This is a genomic window from uncultured Roseibium sp. (assembly GCF_947494555.1).
Classification (GTDB): Bacteria; Pseudomonadota; Alphaproteobacteria; order Rhizobiales; family Stappiaceae; genus Roseibium.
Window position 1 is genome coordinate 741,074 of record NZ_CANLVF010000002.1, and the last position, 24,205, is coordinate 765,278.

General features: G+C 56.9%; 24 protein-coding genes. 15 read left to right on the plus strand and 9 right to left on the minus strand.

All coding sequences use genetic code 11. The features are described from left to right. Positions 1-108 precede the first annotated feature (108 nt). Positions 109-483, minus strand: coding sequence for a DUF805 domain-containing protein (locus Q0915_RS11880; RefSeq protein ID WP_299471661.1), 375 nt, complete (start codon positions 481-483; stop codon positions 109-111). Between the two features lie 883 nt (positions 484-1,366). Between Q0915_RS11880 and Q0915_RS11885 the strand changes: the two genes are divergently transcribed. After that, positions 1,367-1,753: a hypothetical protein gene (locus Q0915_RS11885; RefSeq protein ID WP_299471663.1), complete on the plus strand. Its 387-nt coding sequence runs from the start codon at positions 1,367-1,369 to the stop codon at positions 1,751-1,753. 55 nt (positions 1,754-1,808) lie between these two features. Then, positions 1,809-2,777: a DoxX family protein gene (locus tag Q0915_RS11890; RefSeq protein WP_299471665.1), complete on the plus strand. Its 969-nt coding sequence runs from the start codon at positions 1,809-1,811 to the stop codon at positions 2,775-2,777. A 37-nt stretch (positions 2,778-2,814) separates the two neighbouring features. Here Q0915_RS11890 and tdh read toward each other — a convergent pair whose 3' ends face one another. The 3 genes from tdh to Q0915_RS11905 form a co-directional block, all read right to left on the minus strand. Continuing rightward, a complete protein-coding gene (gene tdh, locus Q0915_RS11895) occupies positions 2,815-3,855 on the minus strand; it encodes an L-threonine 3-dehydrogenase (protein ID WP_299471667.1) in 1,041 nt (346 codons plus the stop codon). After that, positions 3,852-5,039, minus strand: a complete 1,188-nt coding sequence (locus Q0915_RS11900; protein ID WP_299471669.1) for a glycine C-acetyltransferase — start codon at positions 5,037-5,039, stop codon at positions 3,852-3,854. The genes tdh and Q0915_RS11900 overlap by 4 nt, the downstream gene beginning before the upstream one ends. A gap of 124 nt (positions 5,040-5,163) precedes the next feature. Next, the gene (locus tag Q0915_RS11905; RefSeq protein ID WP_299471671.1) at positions 5,164-5,724 is read right to left on the minus strand and encodes an XRE family transcriptional regulator; all 561 of its coding nucleotides are present in this window, start codon (positions 5,722-5,724) and stop codon (positions 5,164-5,166) included. Positions 5,725-5,971: 247 nt separating this feature from the next. On the opposite strand from Q0915_RS11905, the gene Q0915_RS11910 reads away from it, so the two are divergent. From Q0915_RS11910 to Q0915_RS11940, 7 genes are all read left to right on the plus strand, one after another. Beyond that, entirely contained in the window at positions 5,972-7,642 is a 1,671-nt protein-coding gene (locus Q0915_RS11910) for a formate--tetrahydrofolate ligase (protein ID WP_299471673.1), read from the plus strand. Positions 7,643-7,828: 186 nt separating this feature from the next. Continuing rightward, positions 7,829-8,533, plus strand: coding sequence for a B12-binding domain-containing protein (locus Q0915_RS11915; protein ID WP_299471675.1), 705 nt, complete (start codon positions 7,829-7,831; stop codon positions 8,531-8,533). 4 nt (positions 8,534-8,537) lie between these two features. Further along, positions 8,538-9,206: a DUF1638 domain-containing protein gene (locus Q0915_RS11920; protein WP_299544283.1), complete on the plus strand. Its 669-nt coding sequence runs from the start codon at positions 8,538-8,540 to the stop codon at positions 9,204-9,206. A gap of 102 nt (positions 9,207-9,308) precedes the next feature. Continuing rightward, positions 9,309-9,605, plus strand: a complete 297-nt coding sequence (locus Q0915_RS11925) for a virulence factor (RefSeq protein WP_299471677.1) — start codon at positions 9,309-9,311, stop codon at positions 9,603-9,605. Further along, positions 9,602-10,492 (plus strand): methylenetetrahydrofolate reductase, encoded by an 891-nt coding sequence (locus Q0915_RS11930; RefSeq protein ID WP_299471679.1) that lies wholly within the window; start codon positions 9,602-9,604, stop codon positions 10,490-10,492. The genes Q0915_RS11925 and Q0915_RS11930 overlap by 4 nt, the downstream gene beginning before the upstream one ends. After that, positions 10,493-11,449 (plus strand): methyltetrahydrofolate cobalamin methyltransferase, encoded by a 957-nt coding sequence (locus Q0915_RS11935; protein WP_299471681.1) that lies wholly within the window; start codon positions 10,493-10,495, stop codon positions 11,447-11,449. A 172-nt stretch (positions 11,450-11,621) separates the two neighbouring features. Then, the gene (locus Q0915_RS11940) at positions 11,622-13,655 is read left to right on the plus strand and encodes an ASKHA domain-containing protein (RefSeq protein WP_299471683.1); all 2,034 of its coding nucleotides are present in this window, start codon (positions 11,622-11,624) and stop codon (positions 13,653-13,655) included. Positions 13,656-13,725: 70 nt separating this feature from the next. On the opposite strand, the gene Q0915_RS11945 is transcribed toward Q0915_RS11940, so the two are convergent. Both Q0915_RS11945 and Q0915_RS11950 read right to left on the minus strand, forming a co-directional pair. Continuing rightward, positions 13,726-14,961 carry an amino acid permease gene (locus Q0915_RS11945; protein WP_299471684.1) on the minus strand — a complete coding sequence of 412 codons (1,236 nt, stop codon included), beginning with the start codon at positions 14,959-14,961 and terminating at the stop codon, positions 13,726-13,728. Between the two features lie 68 nt (positions 14,962-15,029). Beyond that, positions 15,030-15,854: a DUF1194 domain-containing protein gene (locus Q0915_RS11950; RefSeq protein WP_299471686.1), complete on the minus strand. Its 825-nt coding sequence runs from the start codon at positions 15,852-15,854 to the stop codon at positions 15,030-15,032. 162 nt (positions 15,855-16,016) lie between these two features. On the opposite strand from Q0915_RS11950, the gene Q0915_RS11955 reads away from it, so the two are divergent. Next, on the plus strand, positions 16,017-16,838 hold the full coding sequence (locus Q0915_RS11955; RefSeq protein ID WP_299471688.1) for an enoyl-CoA hydratase: 822 nt from the start codon (positions 16,017-16,019) through the stop codon (positions 16,836-16,838). A 74-nt stretch (positions 16,839-16,912) separates the two neighbouring features. On the opposite strand, the gene Q0915_RS11960 is transcribed toward Q0915_RS11955, so the two are convergent. Then, complete coding sequence (locus Q0915_RS11960; protein ID WP_299471690.1) at positions 16,913-17,374, minus strand: BA14K family protein; 462 nt, start codon at positions 17,372-17,374, stop codon at positions 16,913-16,915. Between the two features lie 372 nt (positions 17,375-17,746). Between Q0915_RS11960 and Q0915_RS11965 the strand changes: the two genes are divergently transcribed. From Q0915_RS11965 to Q0915_RS11975, 3 genes are all read left to right on the plus strand, one after another. After that, positions 17,747-18,163: a DUF3052 family protein gene (locus Q0915_RS11965; RefSeq protein WP_299471692.1), complete on the plus strand. Its 417-nt coding sequence runs from the start codon at positions 17,747-17,749 to the stop codon at positions 18,161-18,163. Positions 18,164-18,298: 135 nt separating this feature from the next. Beyond that, on the plus strand, positions 18,299-18,829 hold the full coding sequence (locus Q0915_RS11970; RefSeq protein WP_299471694.1) for a CoA-binding protein: 531 nt from the start codon (positions 18,299-18,301) through the stop codon (positions 18,827-18,829). Between the two features lie 148 nt (positions 18,830-18,977). Next, positions 18,978-20,258 carry an O-acetylhomoserine aminocarboxypropyltransferase gene (locus tag Q0915_RS11975; protein ID WP_299471697.1) on the plus strand — a complete coding sequence of 427 codons (1,281 nt, stop codon included), beginning with the start codon at positions 18,978-18,980 and terminating at the stop codon, positions 20,256-20,258. Positions 20,259-20,307: 49 nt separating this feature from the next. On the opposite strand, the gene Q0915_RS11980 is transcribed toward Q0915_RS11975, so the two are convergent. Further along, positions 20,308-21,327, minus strand: coding sequence for a COX15/CtaA family protein (locus Q0915_RS11980; protein WP_299472320.1), 1,020 nt, complete (start codon positions 21,325-21,327; stop codon positions 20,308-20,310). Between the two features lie 224 nt (positions 21,328-21,551). On the opposite strand from Q0915_RS11980, the gene Q0915_RS11985 reads away from it, so the two are divergent. Then, complete coding sequence (locus Q0915_RS11985; RefSeq protein WP_299471699.1) at positions 21,552-21,767, plus strand: DUF2842 domain-containing protein; 216 nt, start codon at positions 21,552-21,554, stop codon at positions 21,765-21,767. Here Q0915_RS11985 and Q0915_RS11990 read toward each other — a convergent pair. Beyond that, a complete protein-coding gene (locus Q0915_RS11990) occupies positions 21,727-22,827 on the minus strand; it encodes a polysaccharide deacetylase family protein (protein WP_299471701.1) in 1,101 nt (366 codons plus the stop codon). The two genes, Q0915_RS11985 and Q0915_RS11990, sit on opposite strands and share 41 nt — an antisense overlap. A 143-nt stretch (positions 22,828-22,970) precedes the next feature. Between Q0915_RS11990 and Q0915_RS11995 the strand changes: the two genes are divergently transcribed. Next, complete coding sequence (locus tag Q0915_RS11995) at positions 22,971-24,179, plus strand: GNAT family N-acetyltransferase (protein ID WP_299471703.1); 1,209 nt, start codon at positions 22,971-22,973, stop codon at positions 24,177-24,179. Positions 24,180-24,205: the final 26 nt, after the last annotated feature.

The window sequence follows — 24,205 nt, forward strand, 5'->3', positions numbered from 1 at the left end:
GTGGCGTCCATTCTTGGAAAAAAATCTGGAATTTCATTCACCGAAACTACTTACCGTTTTTGGGTTCAAGCCGCTAATTCCACAATTCGATCGTTTAATCGGTCAGTCTCACGAAAACACTTCCGCATTCACTTTCGGCTTGCCCGGCAAAAGCAGCAGGACAAGCAGAAAGATAAGGTTGCCAACCGGTACGTACGCCAGCAGAGCGAAAAAAGGAGACCAGCGCAGATCCTGCAGCCTCATGATCTGAAAACGCAGGTTGAAATAACCAATCAGCAGACCGACGCAAAGAAGGATCAGCGCGCCAAGCGTCGCATCAACAGACTGGCTTGACGTGAGAAGCACAACCCCGGTCCCGACGACCAGTAAGACCACAATACGAACAAAGAACTCCATCCGGTTCAAATAGCGCTCGCGCGACGTGGTGAAATATGCCGCAACGAACAGACCGATCGGAACGACGATAATCAACAACTGGAACATCGATGCACCTGTCTATTATTGCCATATGGCTTATCGGCCAAAGTTCATTGAAATCATAGTTTAAGGCTGCTTATTGAAAATAATTTCACGCTCACCCTCATGTTGTCCACACACCGAGACCTGAAATACTTCTTGCGATCACGGCAGTGGTCACAAAAAGCTCCCGAAAATGCGGCGAAACATGCGTTTTCCGACACTGGTAATTCGGTGTTCCAAGTTCAAATCGATCAGAATTTTCGAAATCAGCCAAAAGACTGATATCTGAATCAAGATGAAAAACACTATCTCATTCGTAAAAATTGCACTTCCACGCGTAAGCGCGGGTAGATTGAAAAAGCAATTGCTGCCAAATCAGATCTTTTTCGAATTATATTGGCGTGGTTGAGTATTCTATCAGTGATATATTAATGCAACTCCAGGATGAATCAGAGAAAAACATTCAGCAGATTTAATTTAAGTGATTTATTAATAAATCTAACGTAGCGTCAATCTTGCGAACCTTGAAGTCGCCAGCAGCCTCGCGAATGTTTCTCCGTATACCCAACCATGATTCGCGAGGTTGCTATTTTCTGCCTTGCACTCCCCGTTCTGCAAATTCCATTTTCGAGAGTAGAGCACGCATCCTGCCGTCGAGACGGCTGCGTAGATGAGTACGGTGTCAAATGCATCAAAGATAATCAGGTCAAGAACGCCGGCTGCTTTGCCGGACTTAATCACGACACACTCTCATGCGACGTCGCGCTGCCGGTTCGACGAAACCGGGCTTCATTTTCATAGCGACAGAACTCCACATCACAATTACTTTAGAGTGTATTTTTCACTTGAGCTCTTTTAAATTGCATGAAATGCTGCAATGCAATAGTGTCGAGTTCCGGTCCCCTCCATGCATCCTAACAACTGGCGAAAACATCCTGTGATCGTGCTGATCCTGCTCGCTTTTTGGACGAGTGCCCAGACAGTGTCGTTCTCGCTGGCTGCTGTCGACCCTCAAGATTTTTCGGTCGTGACAGACCTGACCGCTGAGACTGTTCACGTGTCGCAAATGGCATCAACTGAAAACAAGTCCTCAACCGACCGAACCCGGCCCTGCCTGCTGACATGTTTCGCCTATGCGGACATATGCGTGAGTCAATGCGCTACGTCTCCGCCCAAAGTTTCGGTCGCAGTGCGCGTCGGCATCGCATCAGCACGCCTGCGGTTTCACGGATCTCCAGCCCTTGCCGGGAAAATCGTACCGGTCGAACCCGCGCCTCCAAAGACATTCGGTTAGCTCGCCTGCCCGGCAAGTCCGGGCGGAACAACCAATTTCCTTTGGAGTAATCAAAATGTCTGCGACACACTCGCAAGAAAAGGACCTGAACGGTCCAATCAATTCCTTATTGTCCGCCGGACCGGACAGACTTTCCTCCCGGCAAGCCGATCAGGCGGCGCTGATGCTCAGGCTGGGCCTTGGCAGTGTCTTTGTCGTCGGCGGCTGGTGGAAGCTGCAACGCGCGATCGATTCCGCCAGATCCGCCGATCTCGTGGAAAAATACACTGCCTCCAACGGCTACATAAATGAGTTTTTTCAGTCCTACCTATTTGCCGATGGCTGGATATCGGCCTGGGGATTTCTCACAGCGCTCTCGGCATTTGAACTTGTCGCGGGGATCGCCCTCGTAGCCGGGATCTTCGTGCGGCCTCTTGCGATCGTCTTCGGGCTGCTCATGTGGTCGTTCGTTGCGGCATTGCCCGTATCGACCGTTCCAGGCCAGGAGGTTGCCGTCAGCACATTTTTCACGCCGGCCCTCATCGTGCAGATCCGGGATGTCGGTCTCTCCGGCATGTGTTTTGCGCTGGCAGCACTCGGCTCGGGAGCCTTCAGCCTCGACGAGCGTCTGACCGGAAGAGGCCTCGGGGTAGAGAGCGCCGATTGGAAATCACTCGGGTTGCTCCTGAGGCTTTCCGTTGCCGTCGCGTTTCTTGCAGGTGGCTTCTTTTATGGCCTCGACCACGTCAAAAGCTGGTCCGGCTTTCCCTTGCTGCTGGCGCTTGTCGGCATCGTACTGGCGTCCGGGCACGGGGTACGGTTGGCGGCCGGCATCGCGTTTGTTTTGCTGGCGATCTATTGCGTTGGGAAAGTCTCTTTCGACAAATCTCTCTGGGACAACCTAAACGCGGTCAAGCGCGAGTTCGCGTTCCTGGCCTCTTGTCTCGTGCTTATGCGCTTTTCCGGAGGGACAGGCTTCAGGCTCAGCGACCTTGTCGCTGCACCCCGGGATGTTTTTTTCGGCAGAGCACGCACTCAATCGTGATTAAAGCGGACAGGAGGGCAGCCATGCCCTCCTAACCTCAGGTCCAGCTAAGCACCACTTTTCCCGCTTCGCCCGATTTCATCGCAGTAAAGCCTTGTTTGAAGTCGTCGACGCCAAACCGGTGCGTGATGACGTTGCGCACATCAAGACCGTTCTGCAGCATCGCGATCATCTTGTACCAGGTCTCGAAGATTTCGCGGCCGTATACGCCCTTGATGGTGATCGCCTTGAAAACGATCCTGGACCAGTCCACGGGAGACTTGCCCGGCGGAATGCCCAGCAGCGCTATGCGTCCGCCCATGACCAGATTTTCAACCATCTGATCGAGCGCCGCCTGATTGCCCGACATTTCCAGACCGACGTCGAAGCCTTCGCGCATGCCCAGTTTCTGTTCTATGCCCTTGAGGTCTTCAGTGGCGACATTTACGGGCACCACATCGACCACCTTCGTCGCCAGGTCGAGCCTTGCCTGGTTGACGTCCGTGATAACGACGTTGCGCGCACCGACATGGCGTGCAACAGCAGCGGCCATGATCCCGATGGGACCGGCCCCGGTGATCAGGACATCCTCGCCGACAAGATCGAAGCTAAGCGCCGTATGAACCGCATTGCCGAGCGGATCCAGGATTGCACCGATTTCGTCGTCTATTTCATCGGGCAGCGGCACAACGTTGAATGCTGGCAGGCGCAAATACTCGGCAAATGCTCCCTGTTCGTTGACACCGATTCCCCTTGTTTCGGGGTCAAGATGGAACTTGCCGGCTCGCGACTGGCGGGACTGCTTGCCGATCAGATGCCCCTCTCCCGAGCAGCGCTGACCGATTTCGAATTCCGTCACGTTCCTGCCAAGCTCGACGATCTCGCCGGCGAATTCATGTCCCGTAATGAGCGGCACGGGGACGGTTTTCGCGGCCCAGTCGTCCCAGTTCCAGATATGTATGTCCGTGCCGCAAATCCCCGTCTTGTTGATCCTGATCAGGACGTCATCCGGCCCGATCTCGGGAACGGGAGCACGGGTCATCCAGAGCCCTTCTTTGGGCTCGGATTTGCAGAGAGCCTTCATCTGGTTGCTGTTCATGCCAGCACTCCCGTCTTCCTGCCCGCCTTTCCGAAGGCCTCAAGCGCGCGGTCGAGATCGCTGCGTGTCAGGGCCGCGTTCATCTGCGTACGGATACGCGCCTGTCCGCGTGGCACCACAGGAAAGAAAAAGCCGGAAACGTAGACGCCTTCCTCGAAGAGTTCGGAAGCCATGGCCTGTGCCAATTTCGCCTCGCCCAGCATGACGGGTATGATCGGGTGTTCTCCTGCAAGCAGCTCGAAACCGAGTGCTTCAAGCCCGGACCGCCAATAGTCCGCGTTGTCAAACAACCTGCACCGAAGATCGTCGCCCTCCTCCACAAGCCGGATCGCCTCCAGGCCACTCATGACGACAGCCGGTGGAAGGGAGTTTGAGAAAAGATAAGGCCGCGCCCGCTGACGCAGCAGATCGACCACTGGCTGCGGACCGGCAATATAGCCGCCAATTCCGCCGCCGAGCGCCTTGCCGAGCGTACCAGTCAGAATGTCCACGTCGACCCCGAAATGGGCCGGCGTCCCCTCACCTTTCGGCCCCATAAACCCGGTTGCGTGGCAGTCGTCGACCATGACCACTGCGTCATAGCGTTTCGCAAGGGCTGTGATCTCGGGCAACTTTGCCAAATACCCGTCCATCGAAAAGACGCCGTCGGTCGCAACCATGATATGACGGGCACCGGCTTCGCGCGCCTCTTTCAGTTTCGCTTCCAGATCCGCCATGTCCGAATTCGCATAGCGATATCTCTTTGCCTTGCAAAGCCGGACCCCATCGATGATCGAGGCGTGATTGAGTGCGTCCGATATGATCGCGTCCTCGGGTCCCAGGAGTGGCTCGAAAAGACCGCCATTGGCATCAAAGCAGGCTGCAAAGAGGATCGAATCATCCTTGCCCAGGAAATCGGCCAAGCGCTTCTCCAACTGCCTGTGAATGTCCTGCGTCCCGCAGATGAACCGGACAGAGGCCATGCCATAGCCCTTGGGCTCCAGAGCCTTTCTGGCCGCTTCCTCCAAAGCCGGATGGTCGGCAAGTCCGAGGTAATTGTTTGCGCACAGATTAATTACCTCGCGACCGCCAACTGTAATTCTTCCTCCTTGCGGCGATGAGATCAGGCGCTCGGTCTTGTAAAGACCCTCGGCCTCTATTTCCTTGAGCGTTTCAGAAATATGGGACAGGAAGGCATCGGGCACAGCGGCACTCCGGTAAAATGGACAGTACATCCACTATATCGGATTTTTGTTCAGGATAAAAGATGCTTTGTCTGTTATCGCGGAATCGCGCTCGCCGACATCCGCTGGAACGGATCTTGTCGATCTAGAAATTCACCACCATGAGGATAGCCCGGGCCGGGCCGTTGAGCGCCTCAATGCAATGCGGTACATCGGCCGCGTAACGCGCGGTTTCTCCCTTGTCGATAACCCCCTTGGCAACCCCGGATGTCACCTCCAGCCGTCCCTCTTCCGCGATGAGTTGTTCCCGGGTTCCACTTTCGTGCGGCTTGCTGTCGAGTTTACCGCCTTCGGAGAATATCAGCTCGTAAACCTCAAGCTTTCCGGTGTCCTGGGGGGGCGAAAGGATCCTGATCTTGCAGCCGTCTCCGGCACGATCGAGCGCCGGGGTCTGGTGCTCATGCAGGATTTCGACCCGATCCTCCGCGACGTCCTCGCCAAGAAGGCCCGCGAAATCCACGTTCAGCGCTCTTGTGAGATTGAGCAGGGTCGCGACGGTGGGATTTGACTCGCCCCGCTCGATCTGGCTGACCATCGAACGTGATACGCCGGAGAGCTTTTCGACCGCCTCAAGCGAAAGACCTTGCGCGCGGCGCGCCTGTTTCAGGCGTTCTGGCAAACGGGAAAGAATCTCGGAATCTGTCATGACGGAGTTAAAATCCGTTTTTCCGGACTTTGCAATTTTTCTTTTTCAGAACGAGTTACGGCGCCGGAAATCACCATTTTGTCTGCGAGAATCGGTGTTCAAAGACCATCGTCGTTTCCGGAGTGCATCCTGTCGCATTCGGAACACATGCTGCACTGCGCTCTCACATAGCGTGCCGTCGGACATCAGCGGGCCTATGCCTGCGAAAGTAAAGCCAGTTTTCAAGGACACGCCGCGGAGAAATAGAATGGCAAGCGATATCGAAATTGCCCGTGCAGCCAAAATGAAACCGATCCAGGAGATCGGCGACCGGTTGAACATTCCAGACGAATCCCTTCTTCCCTATGGCCGGACCAAAGCGAAGGTTTCTGCAGAGTTCATCGAAGGACTCGGCGAACGCGAAAACGGCAAGCTCATCCTTGTAACGGCAATCAACCCGACACCTGCCGGGGAAGGCAAAACCACGACAACGGTTGGACTCGGCGACGGGCTCAACAAGATCGGCAAGAATGCCATGATCTGCCTTCGTGAACCCTCCCTTGGCCCGTGCTTCGGCATGAAGGGCGGCGCGGCGGGCGGTGGCTTTGCCCAGGTCGTTCCGATGGAAGATATCAACCTGCACTTCACGGGTGACTTCCACGCCATCACGTCCGCGCACAATCTTCTGTCCGCCCTGATCGAGAACCACATCTACTGGGGCAACGAGCTCGGCATCGACCAGCGCCGCGTAACCTGGCGCCGCGTGCTCGACATGAACGACCGCGCCCTGCGCTCCATCGTCTGCTCGCTCGGCGGTGTCGCCAACGGCTTCCCGCGCGAAGGCGGCTTCGACATCACGGTTGCCTCCGAGATCATGGCGATCCTCTGCCTGGCGACAGATCTGGAAGACCTTCAGAAGCGCCTTGGCGATATCATTGTCGCTTACCGCCGCGACCGTACGCCGATCTACGCGCGCGACATCGAAGCAGATGGCGCCATGACCGTTCTGCTCAAGGAAGCTCTCCAGCCGAACCTGGTGCAGACACTGGAAAACAATCCGGCATTCATTCATGGCGGTCCGTTCGCCAACATCGCGCACGGCTGTAACTCCGTCGTCGCCACACAGACCGCGCTTAAGCTGGCTGACTACGTCGTGACTGAAGCCGGTTTCGGTGCGGATCTTGGTGCGGAAAAATTCTTCGACATCAAATGCCGCAAGGCGGGGCTTTCCCCTGATGCCGTCGTGATCGTTGCAACGATCAAAGCGCTGAAAATGAACGGCGGCATCGCCAAGGACGATCTCGGCACCGAAAATGTCGAAGCCGTCGCCAAGGGTTGCGCCAACCTCGGAAGACACATTGAGAACGTCAAGCAGTTCGGCGTTCCCGCCGTTGTTGCCATCAACCACTTCACCGCTGATACGGACGCCGAAATCCAGGCCGTCAAGGACTACTGTGCCGATCTTGGCGTCGATGCGATCCTGGCCACCCACTGGGCCAACGGTTCCGCAGGCACCGAAGAACTGGCGACCCGCGTGTCCGAACTCGCCGAAAGCGGCGCGGCACAGTTCGCCCCTCTATACGAAGACGGCCTGTCGCTGTTTGAAAAGATCGAGACAATCGCCAAGCGGATCTACCGTGCGGACGAAGTGCTTGCCGACAAATCGGTGCGCGATCAGCTCAAGCGCTGGGAAGCGGACGGTTTTGGCGATCTGCCGGTCTGCATGGCCAAGACGCAATACTCCTTCTCAACCGATCCGCAGCTGCGCGGCGCTCCGACCGGCCACAGCCTGCCTGTCCGCGAAGTGCGTCTTTCGGCCGGTGCCGGCTTCATCGTTGCGATCTGCGGTGAGATCATGACAATGCCCGGCCTGCCCCGCGTGCCGTCGGCAAACCAAATCCGGCTGGACGACAACGGCCAGATCGAAGGTCTGTTCTGATCTGTCCGGACCAGAACAGTTAACTCAGGCGGGTCAAATGACCCGCCTTTTTCTTTGTGAACACCGGTTTACCGCCACTGTCGCGTAAGCGACTTGCCGTGTCGCATTGGAGATATCGGATTTTTGGACTTCAGGCATAACATTTTGCACTAAGTTATAGTCACTTGCGCCCTGTTGGAGCTGCCCATGTCCGATGAAGAAGATATCGATCTCGCGTCGCTTTCAGATGACGAACTCGTCGAGCAGATGCATGACGACCTCTATGACGGTCTTCAGGAGGAGATCGTAGAGTCCGTCAACATCCTTTTGGAGCGCGGCTGGGTCCCCTATGACATCCTGACGAAGGCCCTCGTTGAAGGCATGCGGATCGTCGGTATCGACTTCCGCGATGGCATTCTGTTTGTGCCTGAAGTCCTGCTTTCCGCAAACGCCATGAAGGCCGGCATGGGCATCCTGCGTCCGCTGCTGGCGGAAACCGGCGCACCGAAGGTCGGCAAGATGGTGATCGGCACGGTGAAGGGCGACATTCACGACATCGGCAAGAACCTCGTTTCCATGATGATGGAAGGTGCCGGCTTTGAGGTCATCGATATCGGCATCAACAATCCGGTCGAGAACTATCTGGCGGCGCTTGAAGAGCATCAGCCTGAAATCCTCGGCATGTCGGCGCTCCTCACCACCACCATGCCCTACATGAAAGTCGTGATCGACGAAATGAAGGCGAAAGGCATCCGGGACGATTACATCGTGCTCGTCGGCGGTGCACCGCTGAACGAGGAATTCGGTGAAGCCGTGGGCGCTGACGGCTACTGCCGTGACGCGGCTGTTGCGGTGGAAATGGCGAAAGACCTGATCGCCCGCCGCCACAACCAACTCGCCTCCAAAGGCTGAGACAGTGTTTGAAGGGGCTGCCGGCATGCAGGTAGGCGAGCCTCTCTTTCCGATCGAAAATGATGAGGACGCGAACGACAAGATCGGCCGCGTCCTTATTATTGCCTGCGGCGCGCTCGCGCGCGAGATCATCGCGATCCGCGATCTGAACGGTCTCGACCATATCGACCTCACCTGCCTGCCGGCCAAGCTGCACAACACGCCGGACAGGATACCGGACGAGGTCCGCCGCGCGATCCTCATGAACCAGGACGTTTATTCCGAGATTCTCATCGGATACGGCGATTGCGGCACGGGCGGTCTGCTTGACCGGGTGCTGGAGGAGACCGGTGCCAAACGGATCGAAGGCGCGCATTGCTATGCCTTCTTTTCCGGTCTGGAAGAGTTTGAGAAAATCGCTGAGGAAGAGCTCGGTACATTTTATCTTACGGACTTTCTGGCACGGCATTTCCAGACAATGGTGATCGAACCGCTTGGGCTGGACTGGCATCCGCATCTTCGGGACATGTATTTTGCGCACTACAAGCGGCTTGTCTATCTGGCGCAAACCGACGATCCCAGTCTCGAACAAGCCGCAAAGGAGGCCGCCGAAAGGCTCAACCTGACGTTTGAACTCAGGCGCACCGGCTACGGCATGCTGTCAACGTTTCTGCGTGGCGGCGACGCGCCTTGACGCGGGTTTTGGACAGGTCGGTTTTTCACGTGCCGATGCCGTTATCAGGCGACTTGAATCGAGCGAACTCCGTCAATGATGCTCTCGGAGGAAGCTGAGCAAATGGCGCAGAAAATCATTGTATTTTGGAAAGATATTCCAGCGCAGATCCTGGTGAAAAAGGGCCGGAAGTCCGCGCGCAGGGAGTTGCCGCCGATGTTCATGGAGGCGATCGATGCCTGCGCCATGCGCGTCGGTGCCAAGGACAGCGAGGCCTATATGGCCGAATGGCGCCGTACCGATCCGGTTGAAGTTTCGGACGACCTTGAAACCGAAGCAGAAGCAGCCCTGAGCGACCTGCTTGCCGCTTATCCCAAAGACCGACTGAAAACCCTGCTCGCAAGTGGAGGCACGGAATGACTGAACAGCGCCTTTTGGCCAACGGGCGCCTGGCCGCCTCCACCGAAATGTCGCCAAAGCAGGTTGTCGAAAAGACCGAACTGCTGGCAAACATTCCCGCAGGCACGCAGGTCTATGTTACCGATCTCGGCAACGCATCGGAGGACATTATCGTTGATGCAACGCGTATCTTGACCGACCAGAAGCTGATTGCCGTTCCGCATATGGCAGCGCGGCGCTACCCGTCCCTCAAGGCGTTTGAACGACGGATCACGCGCCTGACGCAGGAAGGCGGCGCAACCGAAGTTCTCGCGATTGCCGGCGAGGCCGAAACGGCCGGACCGCTGACCTCTTCGGTCGCGCTTCTTGAGACGGGGCTCTTCGACAAACTCGGCATTCGGAAAATCGCCGTGGCGGGCCATCCGGAAGGTGCGCCTGATATCAAACCCGCCGTGATCCAGTCTTTCCTGATGCGCAAGCATGAATTGGCCGCCCAGAGCGACGCAGAATTCCGGATTGTCACTCAGTTCGGGTTCGATCCGCACAGGGTGAGCATTTGGCTGGATGAATTGAGAGAGTGGGGCAACACATTCCCGGTCCATATCGGTGTTGCAGGACCTGCGAAAATGACCACGCTCTTGAAATATGCAGCATTTGCAGGCGTGGAAAACTCGCTAAACTTCCTGAAAAAGCGTGGTGGCGCAGTGGTTTCCCTGCTGTCCGGATATGACCCGAACACGATGGTCGAGCCGCTGGAAACACGCGTAACAAGCCAGCCGGATACGCAGCTCGCCCAGATCCATGTTTATCCCTTTGGAGGCATCCAGAAAACGTCAGACTGGTTGCACGGCCGTGGGAGCTGGTCTTTTCAACCTTCATCATCCATGACTGCCAACGAGAGCGCATAAATGACACGCACAGTCGTCGCATCCGCCACCAAAGAAATTGTCATCGGTTTCGATCAACCGTTCTGTGTCATCGGAGAAAGGATCAACCCGACCGGACGCAAGAAACTTGCAGCCGAAATGGTTGAGGGAAACTTCGAAACAGTCAAAGCCGATGCGCTCGCACAGGTGGCGGCAGGTGCGACCATGCTCGACGTCAATGCCGGCGTGACAGCGGTCAACCCGAACGAGACCGAACCTCCGCTCCTGGTCAAGACTCTTGAGATTGTTCAAGAGCTTACAGACATTCCTTTGTCGATTGATTCATCTGTCACAGAGGCAATCAAGGCGGGTCTTGAGGCCACGAAAGGGCGGCCACTGGTCAATTCCGTCACGGGCGAGGAAGAAAAGCTTGAGGCAATACTGCCGCTGATCAAGAAATACGATGTCCCGGTTGTCGCCATTTCCAACGACGAGACAGGTATTTCTGAAGATCCGGACGTCCGGTTTGAAGTCGCCAAGAAAATCGTGGAGCGTGCCGCCGATTACGGCATTCCCGCGCACGACATTGTCGTGGATCCGCTGGTGATGCCGATCGGCGCCATGGGTACGGCGGGCCTTCAGGTGTTCCGGCTCTTGCGACGCCTGCGTGATGAGCTGAAGGTCAACACGACCTGCGGCCTGTCGAACGTTTCCTTCGGGCTGCCTCATCGCCACGGCATCAACGCAGGTTTCATTCCGATGGTCATCGGCGCCGGTATGACTTCGGCAATCATGAACCCTTGCCGTCCGGCGGAAATGGAAGCGGTCCGCGCGGCCAACGTGCTCAATGGAACCGATCCGAATTGCCAGGAATGGATCATGACCTATCGGGACCACAAGCCCGCGGCAGCCGGCGCAGCGGCAGCTCCGGCCGAAGGTGGAGCGGCGGCCGGCGGACGTCGCAGAGGCGGCCGCGCAGCGCGGAGGTCTGCAGGCTAGTCATCCTGACGGGTGCGCCGACATGCGTACAGCGCTTCAGGTTACATTACGTACCGCTTTCCCCTCCCCTTGCCCGGGAGGGGTTTTGCGTTGAAAGATCAAGGCCAAAGACCCGCGACCGAAACAGGTTCCGTGAGTTGGCGGCCGGCCAAAACCATAAGACGAAGCAGACATGAGCGAAGACACCAAACTTGCGAAAGTCGTATTCCAGCCAAGCGGACGGCGCGGAACATTTGCCGTGGGTACCCCGCTGCTCGATGCGGCACGGTCCCTGGGTGTCTATGTGGAATCCGTGTGTGGTGGGCGCGGGATCTGCGGGCGCTGCCAGATCTCCGTATCGGAAGGAACCTTCGCCAAGGAAAACCTGACAAGTTTGGCCGGTAATCTTGAAGGCGCGACGGAAGCGGAAACCCGCTACGCGACTTTGCGGAGCCTTGCATCCGACCGGCGCCTTTCCTGTCAGGCGAAAATTCTCGGCGATCTGGTGGTGGACGTGCCAACGGATGCGCAGACCAACCGGCAGGTTGTTCGCAAACGCGCAGAAGCCAAACATATAGACGCTGATAGCGCGATCACCCTCGTTACAGTTTCGCTCGCAGAACCGGACATGGAAACGCCGCGCGGCGACATCGACCGCCTGCGGGAAGCGTTGGCTGAAAACGCCGGGATCAGCGGCCTGACGGTGGACCCTGCTCTGTTGCCACGTGTTCAGTCGATCCTGCGCAAGGGCAACTGGACGGCGACTGCCGCAGTTTATGCAGATGAAGCGGTTGCACCGGTCGTAACAGCCCTTTGGCCCGGCGAGAAAAAAGCCGCGTATGGCCTTGCCGTCGACATCGGCTCGACAACGATCGCAGCGCATTTGTGCAACCTGAAAAACGGCAGGACCGTCTCTTCGGCAGGCACGTCCAATCCGCAGATCCGCTTTGGTGAGGATCTGATGTCCCGCGTCTCCTACGTGCAAATGAACCCTTCAAAGCTGCCGGATCTGACCAAGGCCGTGCGCGAGGCGATCAACGCACTCGTTGGAAAACTTGTCGGCGATGTCGGTGCTGAAAGATCAGACGTTCTGGACGCGACCTTTGTCGGCAATCCGGTGATGCATCATCTCTTCCTTGGGATCGACCCCGTTGAACTCGGCGGGGCACCTTTCGCGCTTGCCGCATCCGACGCGATGGTCCTGAATGCGCGCGATCTCGATCTGGAACTCAATCCAGGCGCACGTGTTTACATGCTGCCTTGCATTGCCGGTCATGTCGGCGCGGACGCCGCTGCTGCGACCTTGTCGGAAAGCCCCTACACTCACGACGAAATCACACTGCTCGTTGACGTGGGCACGAATGCGGAAATCGTGCTTGGCAACAAGAACCGGCTGTTGGCGGCCTCTTCCCCAACCGGTCCGGCCTTTGAAGGTGCCGAGATCTCATCCGGCCAACGCGCCGCTCCGGGCGCAATCGAGCGGATCCGGATCGACAAGGACACGCTCGAGCCGCGCTTCAAGGTGATCGGTGTCGACGAATGGTCCGACGAGGACGGATTCTCGGAAAAGATCGACAGTGTCGGCGTCACCGGCATTTGCGGATCGGGCATTATCGAGGCTGTTGCCGAGATGTATCTGGCCGGCCTTATCACCGAAGACGGGGTCATAGACGGGTCCCAGGCGGAGCGCACACATCGTGTCCGCGCACAAGGCCGGACATTTTCCTATGTCATCGCCGAAGAAGGCGTTGAAATCTCGATCCTGCAGACGGACATCCGCGCCATCCAGCTGGCCAAGGGTGCGCTTTATGCCGGCGTGAAACTTTTACAGGACAAGCTCGGCACCTATTCCCTGGACCGTATCCGTCTCGCCGGTGCCTTCGGCAGCTACATAGACCCGCAATACGCCATGGTGCTCGGACTCATTCCGGACTGCCCGCTGGACGGCGTGACGGGTGTCGGCAATGCCGCCGGAACCGGTGCGCGCATGGCCCTTTTGAACAGGGGCTACAGGCGCGAAATCGAGCAGACCGTTCGCGACATCGAAAAGATCGAGACCGCACTGGAGCCGAAATTCCAGGAACATTTCGTCAATGCGATGGCTCTGCCCAACAAGGTCGACCCGTTCCCGAACCTGAGAGCGGCAATCGAGTTACCCGAGCGCAAGTCCCAGGACGCTGCCGAAGCATCCGGCGGCGAACGGCGGCGGCGCCGCCGCAGGGGCTAGAATTTTCCTTCGCAATCGGCCATTGCCGGTCTGCAACGAGGCAACAGAACAGAAAGCCGGCACATTTCACTCAATGTCCGCCGGCGGCACCAAAAGTGATCTGAAAAACCGCGATTGTCAGACAGAGGATTGCGCCAGCAAGTCCCCACCAACGCCGGCGATGAAGTTGACCGGTGCTCTCTCGCCTGCCGAGCTGGAACAGTGACAGGTTCACCAGCGCGAAAACGCCAAGTGTCACGAGACTGGTTGTCGCCGCCAGTTGGACCAATGGAAAGAACAGCGCCAGCAGAAGAACAAGTCCCGCAACAAATGCCGTCGCCCTGGCTGGCGTTTTCCTGCTCGGGCTGACCGCGGAGAACCATTTGGGCGCCAGCCCTTCATTTCCCATGCCGTACAGGACCCGGCTCGCCATTACGATTTGAACCAGAATGCCATTGATCATCGCGATTGTTGCAGCTGCGGCAACAGGTTTGCCGGACAGGCCCGATACCGCCTCGAAAAGCCGTGCCATCGGTGCGGAGGATGAAACGATGGACTGCCTGTCCTCCGCCAGCGCCGCGATAACAGCGAGCAAGACATAGACGGCAATTGTGATGCCCAGGGTCCAGTAAATCGCGCGCGGCACGGTTCTTTCAGGCGTAACCGTTTCCTCGCACATGTTGATCATGTCTTCAAAACCGATGAAAGCAAAGAACGCGAGCACACCGCTTGAAAGGATCCCGGCAAGAAGCGTTGGGTCCAGCGTCGGCGACAATGTCCGCGCAACTCCACCCAAATCGCCCAGCAATGGCGCGCCAAAAGCGATCACGATCAGCAAAGTTCCGAGTTCTATGAGCGTTACGGAGACTGCGAAAAACACACTTTCACGCACGCCGAACCAGGCGACGGCCGAGAGGCCGCAAATCACCATGGCTACAAGCAGAAACTCCGGCAGATTGACAAATTCGCGCACATATCCGGCAAAGGCGATCGAGATGACGGCACTGGACACTGTTCCCGTTACGACAACGCCGTATCCCGCAACGCGCGCGAAAAGTGCTCCCACTCCCCTGTTTACGAAGACGGCCTCGCCGCCGGCCATCGGAAAGCGCTTGATCAGCGACGCATAGGACACGCCTGTTACGCCGGCAATGAGACCCGCAAGTAGAAAGGCGATCGGCGCACGATCGCCAGCCAATGCCAGGACTTCTCCGATCAGAGCAAATATGCCCGCACCAATCGTGACACCAACACCATAAAACACCAGCAGTGGCAGCGTTATCGTACGTTTGAGTTTTTCTTGAACCTGGGTGTTTTTATCGGTCATGAAGTCAATTTGACCGATTGTTAAGCGCTGTCCAATTCGGCGATCCACTTAGACAGACATGCATTTTCCTAGGGATCCCAGAAAAATTGCTCTCTTAGTCGTCGCCAAATCTTTTCACCGACAAGACAGTCATAGGGCTCTTCGAACGTGAATTGGACAGGCTGAACTAACGGTTCCAGAGGTGCAAAACCGCCGATCTCCAGGATCAGCTTGCGCCGGACCGCGTCTGGAAACTGGGCCCAATCAGTCACCGGAATGACGAAACTTGCCGGTCCACCCGTGACGCAGCGGCGATAATATACGTCGAGGTCGGGAATGTTGAACTGCGACCCGGGACCGCCGGTGGTCATCAGGGGCAATCCGTTGATCGTTATTCCACTTTCAACGGCAGCGTCACGTGCGAGCGTTACCGGCGTGCCGTGATTGTTCGGGCCGTCGCCGGAAATGTCGATCACATACCGGTCCGCTTCGAACGGAACCTCCTCAAGCATTTCCGCCGCATGCTTGATCGCTCCTGAAATGGATGTCCGGCGCTGACTGTAGGACTCATCCCTCAGCACCTTGTCGGCAAACTCGACGGCGTCCGCCTGCTCGTCGATCAGTGTCCAGTCGACGATCACCCTGACATGATTGTCATTCGCCCACTCGAACATCATCAGAGCGATCTTGCCGTGGGCACCGAGCTCGATGGCGCGTACGACTTCCGCGCTGGAGATTGCCGCGGCATAGCCGCGACGCTGTATCCTGAGTTCATCGGGAGACATGGAACGGGAGACGTCGACAGCGAGCACGAGCGCGACATCAACCCTTTCCTGGGCTTTTGCAAGCGACAGGGGCGCCAGCATGGCGAGAAGCACAAGGGCAATACGCAGCCGAAGATGATGCCTCAACATAGGCAAAGGATAGCCGATAATTCAAAAAGCTGAAGGTGCCAATTTTCAGATGCCCATAAACCATCCGTGAGCGGGTTCGTTCGTTGCCCAACCTCCCCCTATCGCTCTGCCACTCAATTCAGCTATACAACCATCAAACAGAGCCAATTCAGGAAATGCCGCATGTCTGAAACCGCTGCAAACGATCATGTCGAAAAACCAATGCTCGGAACGCTTCTGCACGAAGGGGTCTACAGGATCGTAATGCAGCGCCCGGAACGCATGAATGCCTTGTCTACAGAGATGATGGCGGCTTTGTCGGCAGAACTTGCCAAGGCTGCGGCGGACCCGGCGGTCCGTGTCGTTCTCCTCGGCGCTGAAGGCAAAGTGTTCTGCGCCGGCCATGACCTGAAAGAACTGACTGCGGCAAGGGCCGAAGAAGACGGCGGCAGAGCGACGTATGAACGGATCATGCGCCAGTGCTCTGACCTTATGCAACAGATTGTCCGCCTTCCAAAGCCGGTCATCGCCGTCGTGACGGGCGTTGCAACTGCGGCGGGCTGCCAATTGGTCGCCTCCTGCGATCTTGCAATTGCGACCGACACGGCCACGTTCTGCACACCTGGCGTCAATATTGGTCTCTTTTGCTCAACGCCCATGGTCGCCCTCTCGCGAAACGTCGCTCCAAAACAGGCAATGGAAATGCTGCTGACAGGCGAGAGCGTCGATGCGTCAACCGCAAAGGAATTCGGTCTCATCAACCGGATCGTACCGCGCGACTATCTGGACCAGGTTGTCCAGAAATATGCCGAGGTCATCGCCTCGAAGTCCTCAAAGACCCTCAAGATCGGCAAGGAAGCCTTCTACCGCCAGCTCGAGATGCCGCTTTCCGAAGCCTATGACTTTGCGGCGCAAACGATGGTCGACAACATGCTCGTCAACGATGCCGAAGAAGGCATCTCCGCCTTCCTGCAAAAACGCAAGCCGGAGTGGACGGACAGCTGATTAAACGACACAGGGCAGAACGCCAAAGAAAGGGGCCTCAAAGGCGCCTCTCCATTTGGACGTGCGATACCGTGTCAGTTGCAGAATTTTCGACCACCGGAAAGTGCCAGGTAAGTTCCGGTCTTCGGGTCGAACGACTTGAATTTTGATGCACAGTAACGGTGCCAGGCGGGCGTCCAGGGCTGCAATCGAGAAACAGATTTGTGGGGCCGTTGATAAATAAAGGCTCTGGAGTTCTGGTGATACCTTGTGCCCAGCCTGCGTTTGCCGAAGTCGTGGCGGCGATAGAATTTGTCGAAGCGATCGAACCGGTTGTGGCGACTGAAGTGTCTGTGTTTCCGGCCACTGCCACGGTGCCGTTTGATTTTCTTGTGTTTTTTGAAATTGGCTTTTTGAACCAGGTCCCCGGCATGACCAAGCTGGGTGGATTTCACTGCGCCAAGTTTGGGTCCGGTCAGTGTCCCGGCCTCGGCTGAAATACTGATACCGGTTGCAACAACCAAAGCTGCGGTGAAGGTGATAACTTTCGAGATCATGGTTTCCTCACGAATATTTTCCTTCCAGCACTACCATCGGAACTGAGGTTCGCGCCGGACTTCACGTGTCGTTGCCGCTCACCGAAAACTGGGATTGAGGACTGTCAGCTTCAAATCACGTTGCCGAAACAAGACGTGAACCACTTTGAATGATCCGGTAATTTCGAATGGAAAACGCAATCACGCTCCGTGCACGGTAAGTGCGTAACTGTGAGGCGTCGTTTCGTCTGGTGAGCAGCAGCCCGACAGACCCTTGAAAAAGAACTCTGCTTCGTGGAGCGTGCCTTTGTGAAACACGAATAAACTTTCAACTTTGAAAGAGCTGGCTAATGCAAACCTTCAGAGTTGTCTGTTCCGCCAAGAGCAGGTGTCATGAACCAGAATGGTTATTCGGGTCGTCCATTGGCTGCGAAGCTCGGCCTGAAGCCGGGCATGACCTGCTGGCGGCTCTGCATGCCGGACGAAATTTCCGGAATGCTCGACGAACAGGTGCCGGAGATGCAGGTTCTGTCATCGCCTGTCTCAGGGGTCGAATGCGCGCATTTGTTCGTCACGGAAAAGGACGCTCTTGCAGAACACCTTGGCAAATTGCGGCGCTTGCTCGCCCCGGACGGGATAATCTGGGTGTCCTGGCCAAAAAAATCCAGCAAGGTGTCGACGACGGTTACCGAAGACGTGATCCGCGAAGTGTGTCTCCCGATGGGGCTGGTCGATGTAAAGGTGTGCGCGGTCGATGCGGTCTGGTCCGGTCTCAAGCTGGTGATCCGGAAAGAACTCAGACCCGGGTAAACCGGGCATTTTCTAACCGTGAACCTGGGATAACCCTTTGGCTACAAACTTGTTACCGGTTCGCGCGCACGTGAGGCTTGCAGCAACGAACCATTTCGCATTGGATAGCGCAGCACCGGTAAGGATCACTGCTAAATGAATCACGACACGTATTCCGACACATATATCAAGGGCATTCTGGACGAGGTCAAAACCGTCGCGATGATCGGCGCAAGCGCCAACAACGTGCGCCCCTCCTATTTCGTTTTGAAGTATCTGCTGTCGAAAGGCTACGATGTCTGGCCAATCAATCCAGGCCAGGCAGGCAAGGAAATCCTGGGCCAGCACGTTTACGCTTCGCTGGATGATTTACCGGATGTTCCAGACATGATCGACATATTCCGCAACTCGGCAGCAGCGGGTCAGATCGTTGACCAGATCCTTGAAAGCGGCAAACTGCCCAAGGTCATTTGGATGCAGCTAACCGTCCGCCACGATGAGGCGGCACAGCGTGCGGAAGCCGCCGGCATAAAGGTCGTGATGGACCGGTGCCCCAAGATCGAATACGGACGGCTTTCCGGTGAAATCGGCTGGGCTGGTGTCAATTCCAGGACACTTTCCTCAAAGCGGCCGAAACTCCAGACCGGCTTTCAGCACCGCGGCCTGTCTGGCAAAGGATCCGGTTGAACTTTCAGGAATTATCTTCAAGGCCGGCTTGCCACCCTAAGCCTTTGACATCGATATTTTAACGCGGTGCGTTAAATCAGAAAATCCTGCTTTGACCTGCCGTCTGGGTTCGGTCAAACTGGCCAAAATTCCAAAAGGGAGGTTGTTTATGAGCGATAATATTCCAGGGTTTTCCACGCTGGCCATTCATGCCGGTGCCGCGCCGGACCCGTCCACGGGCGCACGCGCCACACCGATCTACCAGACGACATCTTTCGTGTTTGACGATGTGGACCATGCCGCCTCGCTCTTTGGCCTCCAGGCCTTCGGCAATATCTATACGCGCATTACCAACCCGACCACCGCTGTTCTGGAAGAACGGATTGCCGCCCTGGAGGGGGGCACCGCCGCCCTTGCAACCGCCTCAGGCCATTCCGCCCAGTTGCTTTGCTTTCACACAATGATGAAACCCGGCGACAACATCGTCGCGGCCAACAAGCTCTATGGCGGGTCCATCAATCAGCTGAACCACTCCTTCAAGAGCTTTGGCTGGGACGTTAAATGGGCTGATCCGGATGACCTCAATACGTTTGAAGCCGCGATTGATGACAACACCAAGGCGATCTTCATCGAGAGCCTTGCCAATCCCGGCGGGATTGTCATGGACATCGAGGCGATCTCTGCGCTTGCCAAAGCCAAGGGCATTCCGCTGGTCGTCGACAACACAATGGCCACCCCTTACCTGTGCCGTCCGATTGAGCATGGCGCTGACATTGTGCTGCACTCCCTGACCAAATTCATGGGCGGACACGGCAACTCCATGGGTGGCGTGATTGTCGACGGCGGCAGTTTCGATTGGTCGGCAGGCGGACGCTACCCGCTGCTGTCAGAGCCGCGCCCGGAGTATCAGGGCATTGTTCTGCATGAGACGTTCGGCAATTTCGCTTTTGCCATCGCTTGCCGCGTGCTCGGGCTGCGTGACCTTGGCCCCGCGATTTCACCCTTCAATGCCTTCATGATCCTGACCGGCATCGAAACACTGCCGCTTCGCATGCAGCGGCATTCCGACAACGCGAAGAAGGTTGCGCTCCACCTGTCAGGGCACAGCAAGGTGAACTGGGTCTCCTATGCTGCGCTGCCGGAAGACCCGCATCACGCGCTTCAGCAGAAGTACATGCCCAAGGGTGCCGGCGCAGTATTCACGTTCGGCGTCGAAGGCGGATACGACGCAGGCGTCGCGCTGGTGTCGAAATGCGAACTGTTCTCGCATCTTGCCAACATCGGCGACACACGCAGCCTGATCATTCATCCGGCCTCGACGACACACCGGCAGCTGACCGACGAACAGAAAACCGCCGCCGGCGCAGGACCTGACGTTGTAAGGCTGTCCATCGGACTTGAAGAGGTTGACGATATCATCGCTGATCTCGATCAGGCCCTGTCCGGCTGAGAGATCCTTTTATGAGAAGAATGAATGCCCGCCGCCGGCGGGCATTTTTTCAGGTGTTCCTGATGGGATAAGCACCCTTTAGAACGGCAAGATGGTCGACCGACGCCGCGAGCACAAACACGGCAAATCCCTGGTGCACCAGTGCGATGGAAAGCGGCACCTGCCAGATCAGGGTCAAAATCCCGATAACTGCCTGCAACAGAATGAACGCGGCGACATGAGCACCGGCCCGCCGTAGTTCGCTGCGTTTGCTGACCCTGAATGTCGACAACATCAAGAAAAGTCCCAGCACGATCAGCAGATAGGCCGTCATACGGTGCTGGAACTGCACTGTCAGAACATTTTCAAACAGATTGAGCCAGACCGGCTGCATCATCAGCAAGCCGTCCGGGATGAATTGCCCATCCATCAACGGCCAGGTGTTGAATGTAAATCCGGCATTGAGACCTGCAACGAGGCCACCCAGAAACATCTGCAGAAAAACAAAACACAGCAGCAACGTGCTTAGACCGGAAAGGCGCGCCTGCTCCTCAGGAACCGCATCCGCGAGTGGCGACAACCGGCGCGCTATCCAGAAAAGGTAGGCGAAGATTATCAGCGCAAGCGTCAGATGGGTGGCCAACCGGTACTGGCTCACATCCACCCGGTCCACCAGACCGGAGGCGACCATCCACCAACCGACAAATCCTTGCAAACCGCCGAGCGCCAACCCGAGAAGAAGGCGCGGCTTCAACCAGGGTTCGATGCGTCCTGCGGCCCAGAAGACGACCATGGGTACAAAATAGGCGATACCGATAAACCGTCCCAGCTGCCTGTGACCCCATTCCCACCAGAAGATGAACTTGAACTCTTCAAGGCTCATGCCCTTGTTGATGAGCTGGTACTCCGGAATCTGTCGGTATTTCTCCAGTTCTTCTTCCCACTCTGCCTCACTGAGCGGCGGGATTACCCCATGGATCGGCTTCCATTCCGTAATCGAAAGGCCCGATTCGGTGAGCCGGGTTGCTCCTCCGACCACCACCATTGCAAGGATCAGTGCGCAGACGCAGTAAAGCCACCATCGGATCATCGCCCTGCTGCGCCTGATGCGTTCCAGCTTGGCCGGCAGGATCTGCGCCTCCCCTTTTCCCGTGCCGTCTGCAAATGCGTTCATGAAGCAGTCCCGATTATTCCCCTGGGCCGAATTGACCTTTGGTGTGCGGAGATATAGTTGCATGGCCGGGACGGCAAGCGGTCTGAGACATTTTGCCGTCTTTCAGCACAGGTCCCAACAGGTTCAACGGATACCCAAAGATGGTTCCTTCTTTTCGCAAGTTCGTCGGTATGGTCGTTCTTGTCATTTTTGTCGTGGTCTACGCCTTCGTCGCAATGGTGATCGGCGATATTACACTACAGGAAGCATCCAATCTGGCGCGTTTCGCCTATTTTGCAGTGGCCGGCCTTCTTTGGGTCATCCCGGCAGGCGCAATCATCTGGTGGATGGAAAGAAGCGGGAAAAACCGGACCTGACGCCAAAACCGGATGCTGCCCACCGGGCGGCGCGGTAGAGAGCGAAAGGAGCGCCTGTCAAATACTGATCGACAATCGCCGGATCCTGAAACCGGCCGTTGAGCGACACACGCGGCAGCATCATCGGGTCGCGCGCATTCACAGACTGCAACACCCCTGGCAAAGTCGTCACTGAAGACGAAAAACCAATGTCCCGCAGGATGTCCGCATCGCGTAAGCTGACGGCATGCGACTTGCCATAGGGATAGGCGAAGTGTTTGGGGCGGCGGCCAAGTTCCCTTTCCAATATTTTCATGCCTTTGGTAACGTCCGCGCGCGCCGATGAACTGTCGAGCCGCGCCAGCGCGAAATGATCGTGGGTGTGCGCGCCGATCGTGACCAGCGGATCAGACGCAAGCTCCCGGACCTCGTCCCAGCTCATCATCTGCTGATCCGCTAGCAAGGTCAGGCCAAGGCCGTATTTTTCGGACAAGGCTCTGATGATCTTGCGCTGATCCAACTCACCGATCTCCAGCGTCAGGTAATCGACGATCCTTTCAAAACACGCGTTTTTTTCCTCAGTGCTGCCGCAGGGAATGCCGTTTTCCTCGCCCGCCCGGGTGAAGACCACGGTGTCGTTTTCCGCAACGATCCGCTCAAGCGCAAGCCACCAGAGTTCGCTCGTCCGCTCTACAAGGCCTGTAGCTACGAAGACGGTGAATGGCGCCTGCAATTCCTTCAAGATCGGGTAGGCAACCTCAAGATTGTCCCGATACCCGTCATCGAACGTCAGAACGGCATACCGGTGATGCCCGTAGCCTGACTTCAGCAGGTCGACAGCTTCGTCGAGAGATATGATCTCGTAGCCGTTGGCACGGATGCGCTCGACGGCAAGACGCAGAAACTCGGGCGTGATCTCCAGATGAGCGTTCGGTTGAAAGGCGTCCGTTCGCGGTTCGCGCACGTGGTGCATCATGAACACCGCACCGCATCCCTGGGTCAGTGGTGCCAGCATGCGGCCGATCCCGGTGCCCTTCAGGACCCTGAATGCGCGTGAGACTGCTTTTTGACGTATGCCCATGTGGCCTTAATGCCTACTCATCAATTGTGCACCAGTAAGGCACGTATTCTTTAACAATTGTTGCTAAGTCTATCGCGACGTCAGCTTGCCAGCCAGCGCCACGCCGAGCTTTCGCCGATGTTCCTTTAAAATGGATTACCCCGATGTCACCGATTGCCGCGACCGTCTTGGAGACACACACACACGAAGAGACGGTGTGGGAAGAGACGTCGCTCGAAGTCTCGGTGTTTTCGGACTTTCGCGACATTGAGGAAGACTGGCGCCGGCTCAATGCTGCCGGATACGGCAACCCCTATCAGTCGCCTGGATGGCTGAGAGCGTGGAGCGAAACCGTCGGGCGTGGCAAGTCCATAGAACCCGTTATCGCCGCCGGAAGGTTGAACGGAAAATCGGTACTCATTCTACCGCTTGCGGTTCAGCGCCAGGCGGGCGCAGCGACTGTTTCCTTTCTGGGGCACCAGAACGGCAATCAGAACACGGGTATCTGGGACCCCGGTTTCTACGCAAACGTCACCAAAGAGCAAATCCGCGATTTCCTGGTGCAGATTTGCCGAACGCTTCGCGCCGATCTCCTGATTTTGCAAAATGTCCCCGAGAGCTGGCAAGGCCGCCCGCACCCTCTGGTCCTCGACGAGGCGGAAACAAGTCCGAGCCCGATTTTTGTACGTGAACTGCCATCCGACTTCGAAGCCCTTTTTAAAGAGACCCACAGCAAGTCGTCGCGCAAAAACCTGTCACGGAAACAGCGGCATCTGCAGTCCATCGACGGTTACGCCGTTGTCAAAGCGGAAACGGAGCAGGACATCCGGCGCGGCTTCGATGCTTTTTTGGAACAGCGTGCGACGCGCGCGCAGGAGGCTGGAATTCCGAACGTTTTTTCAACGCCTGTTGCCGCGCTATTCCTGGAGAAACTGATCGGGCTCGGTGAAGACGCCGAAGCCGAACGCATTCTGGATCTCTGGTTTCTGGAAGCTGGCGGACAGATCCGGTCGACGTATCTGTGCGCGCGCCATCACGAAACAATTTTCGCCTACAGCAACAGTGTCGCGCATGACGAATTGCTCCCGAACAGCCCTGGCCTTGTTCTGATCAAGGAGATCATCGAACGGGCCTGTGCGGCCCCGGATACCAGCGTGCTGGATCTCGGTCTCGGCGAAGAACGCTATAAAACCTCATGGGCGGAACCGGTTGTTCTAAAGGACAGCCTTGTTGCCGCGTCTTTCATGGGAAGATGCCAGAAAAACATTGCGGTACTTAGCCTCAACGCCAAGTCGGCAATCCGCAATTCCAATGTCCTGTGGCCGCTCGTCCGCCGCATGCGCAATTGGACATCAGGGCTCGCAAGCCGCTGATACCGCGCCTTCATTTCCGTACCTTC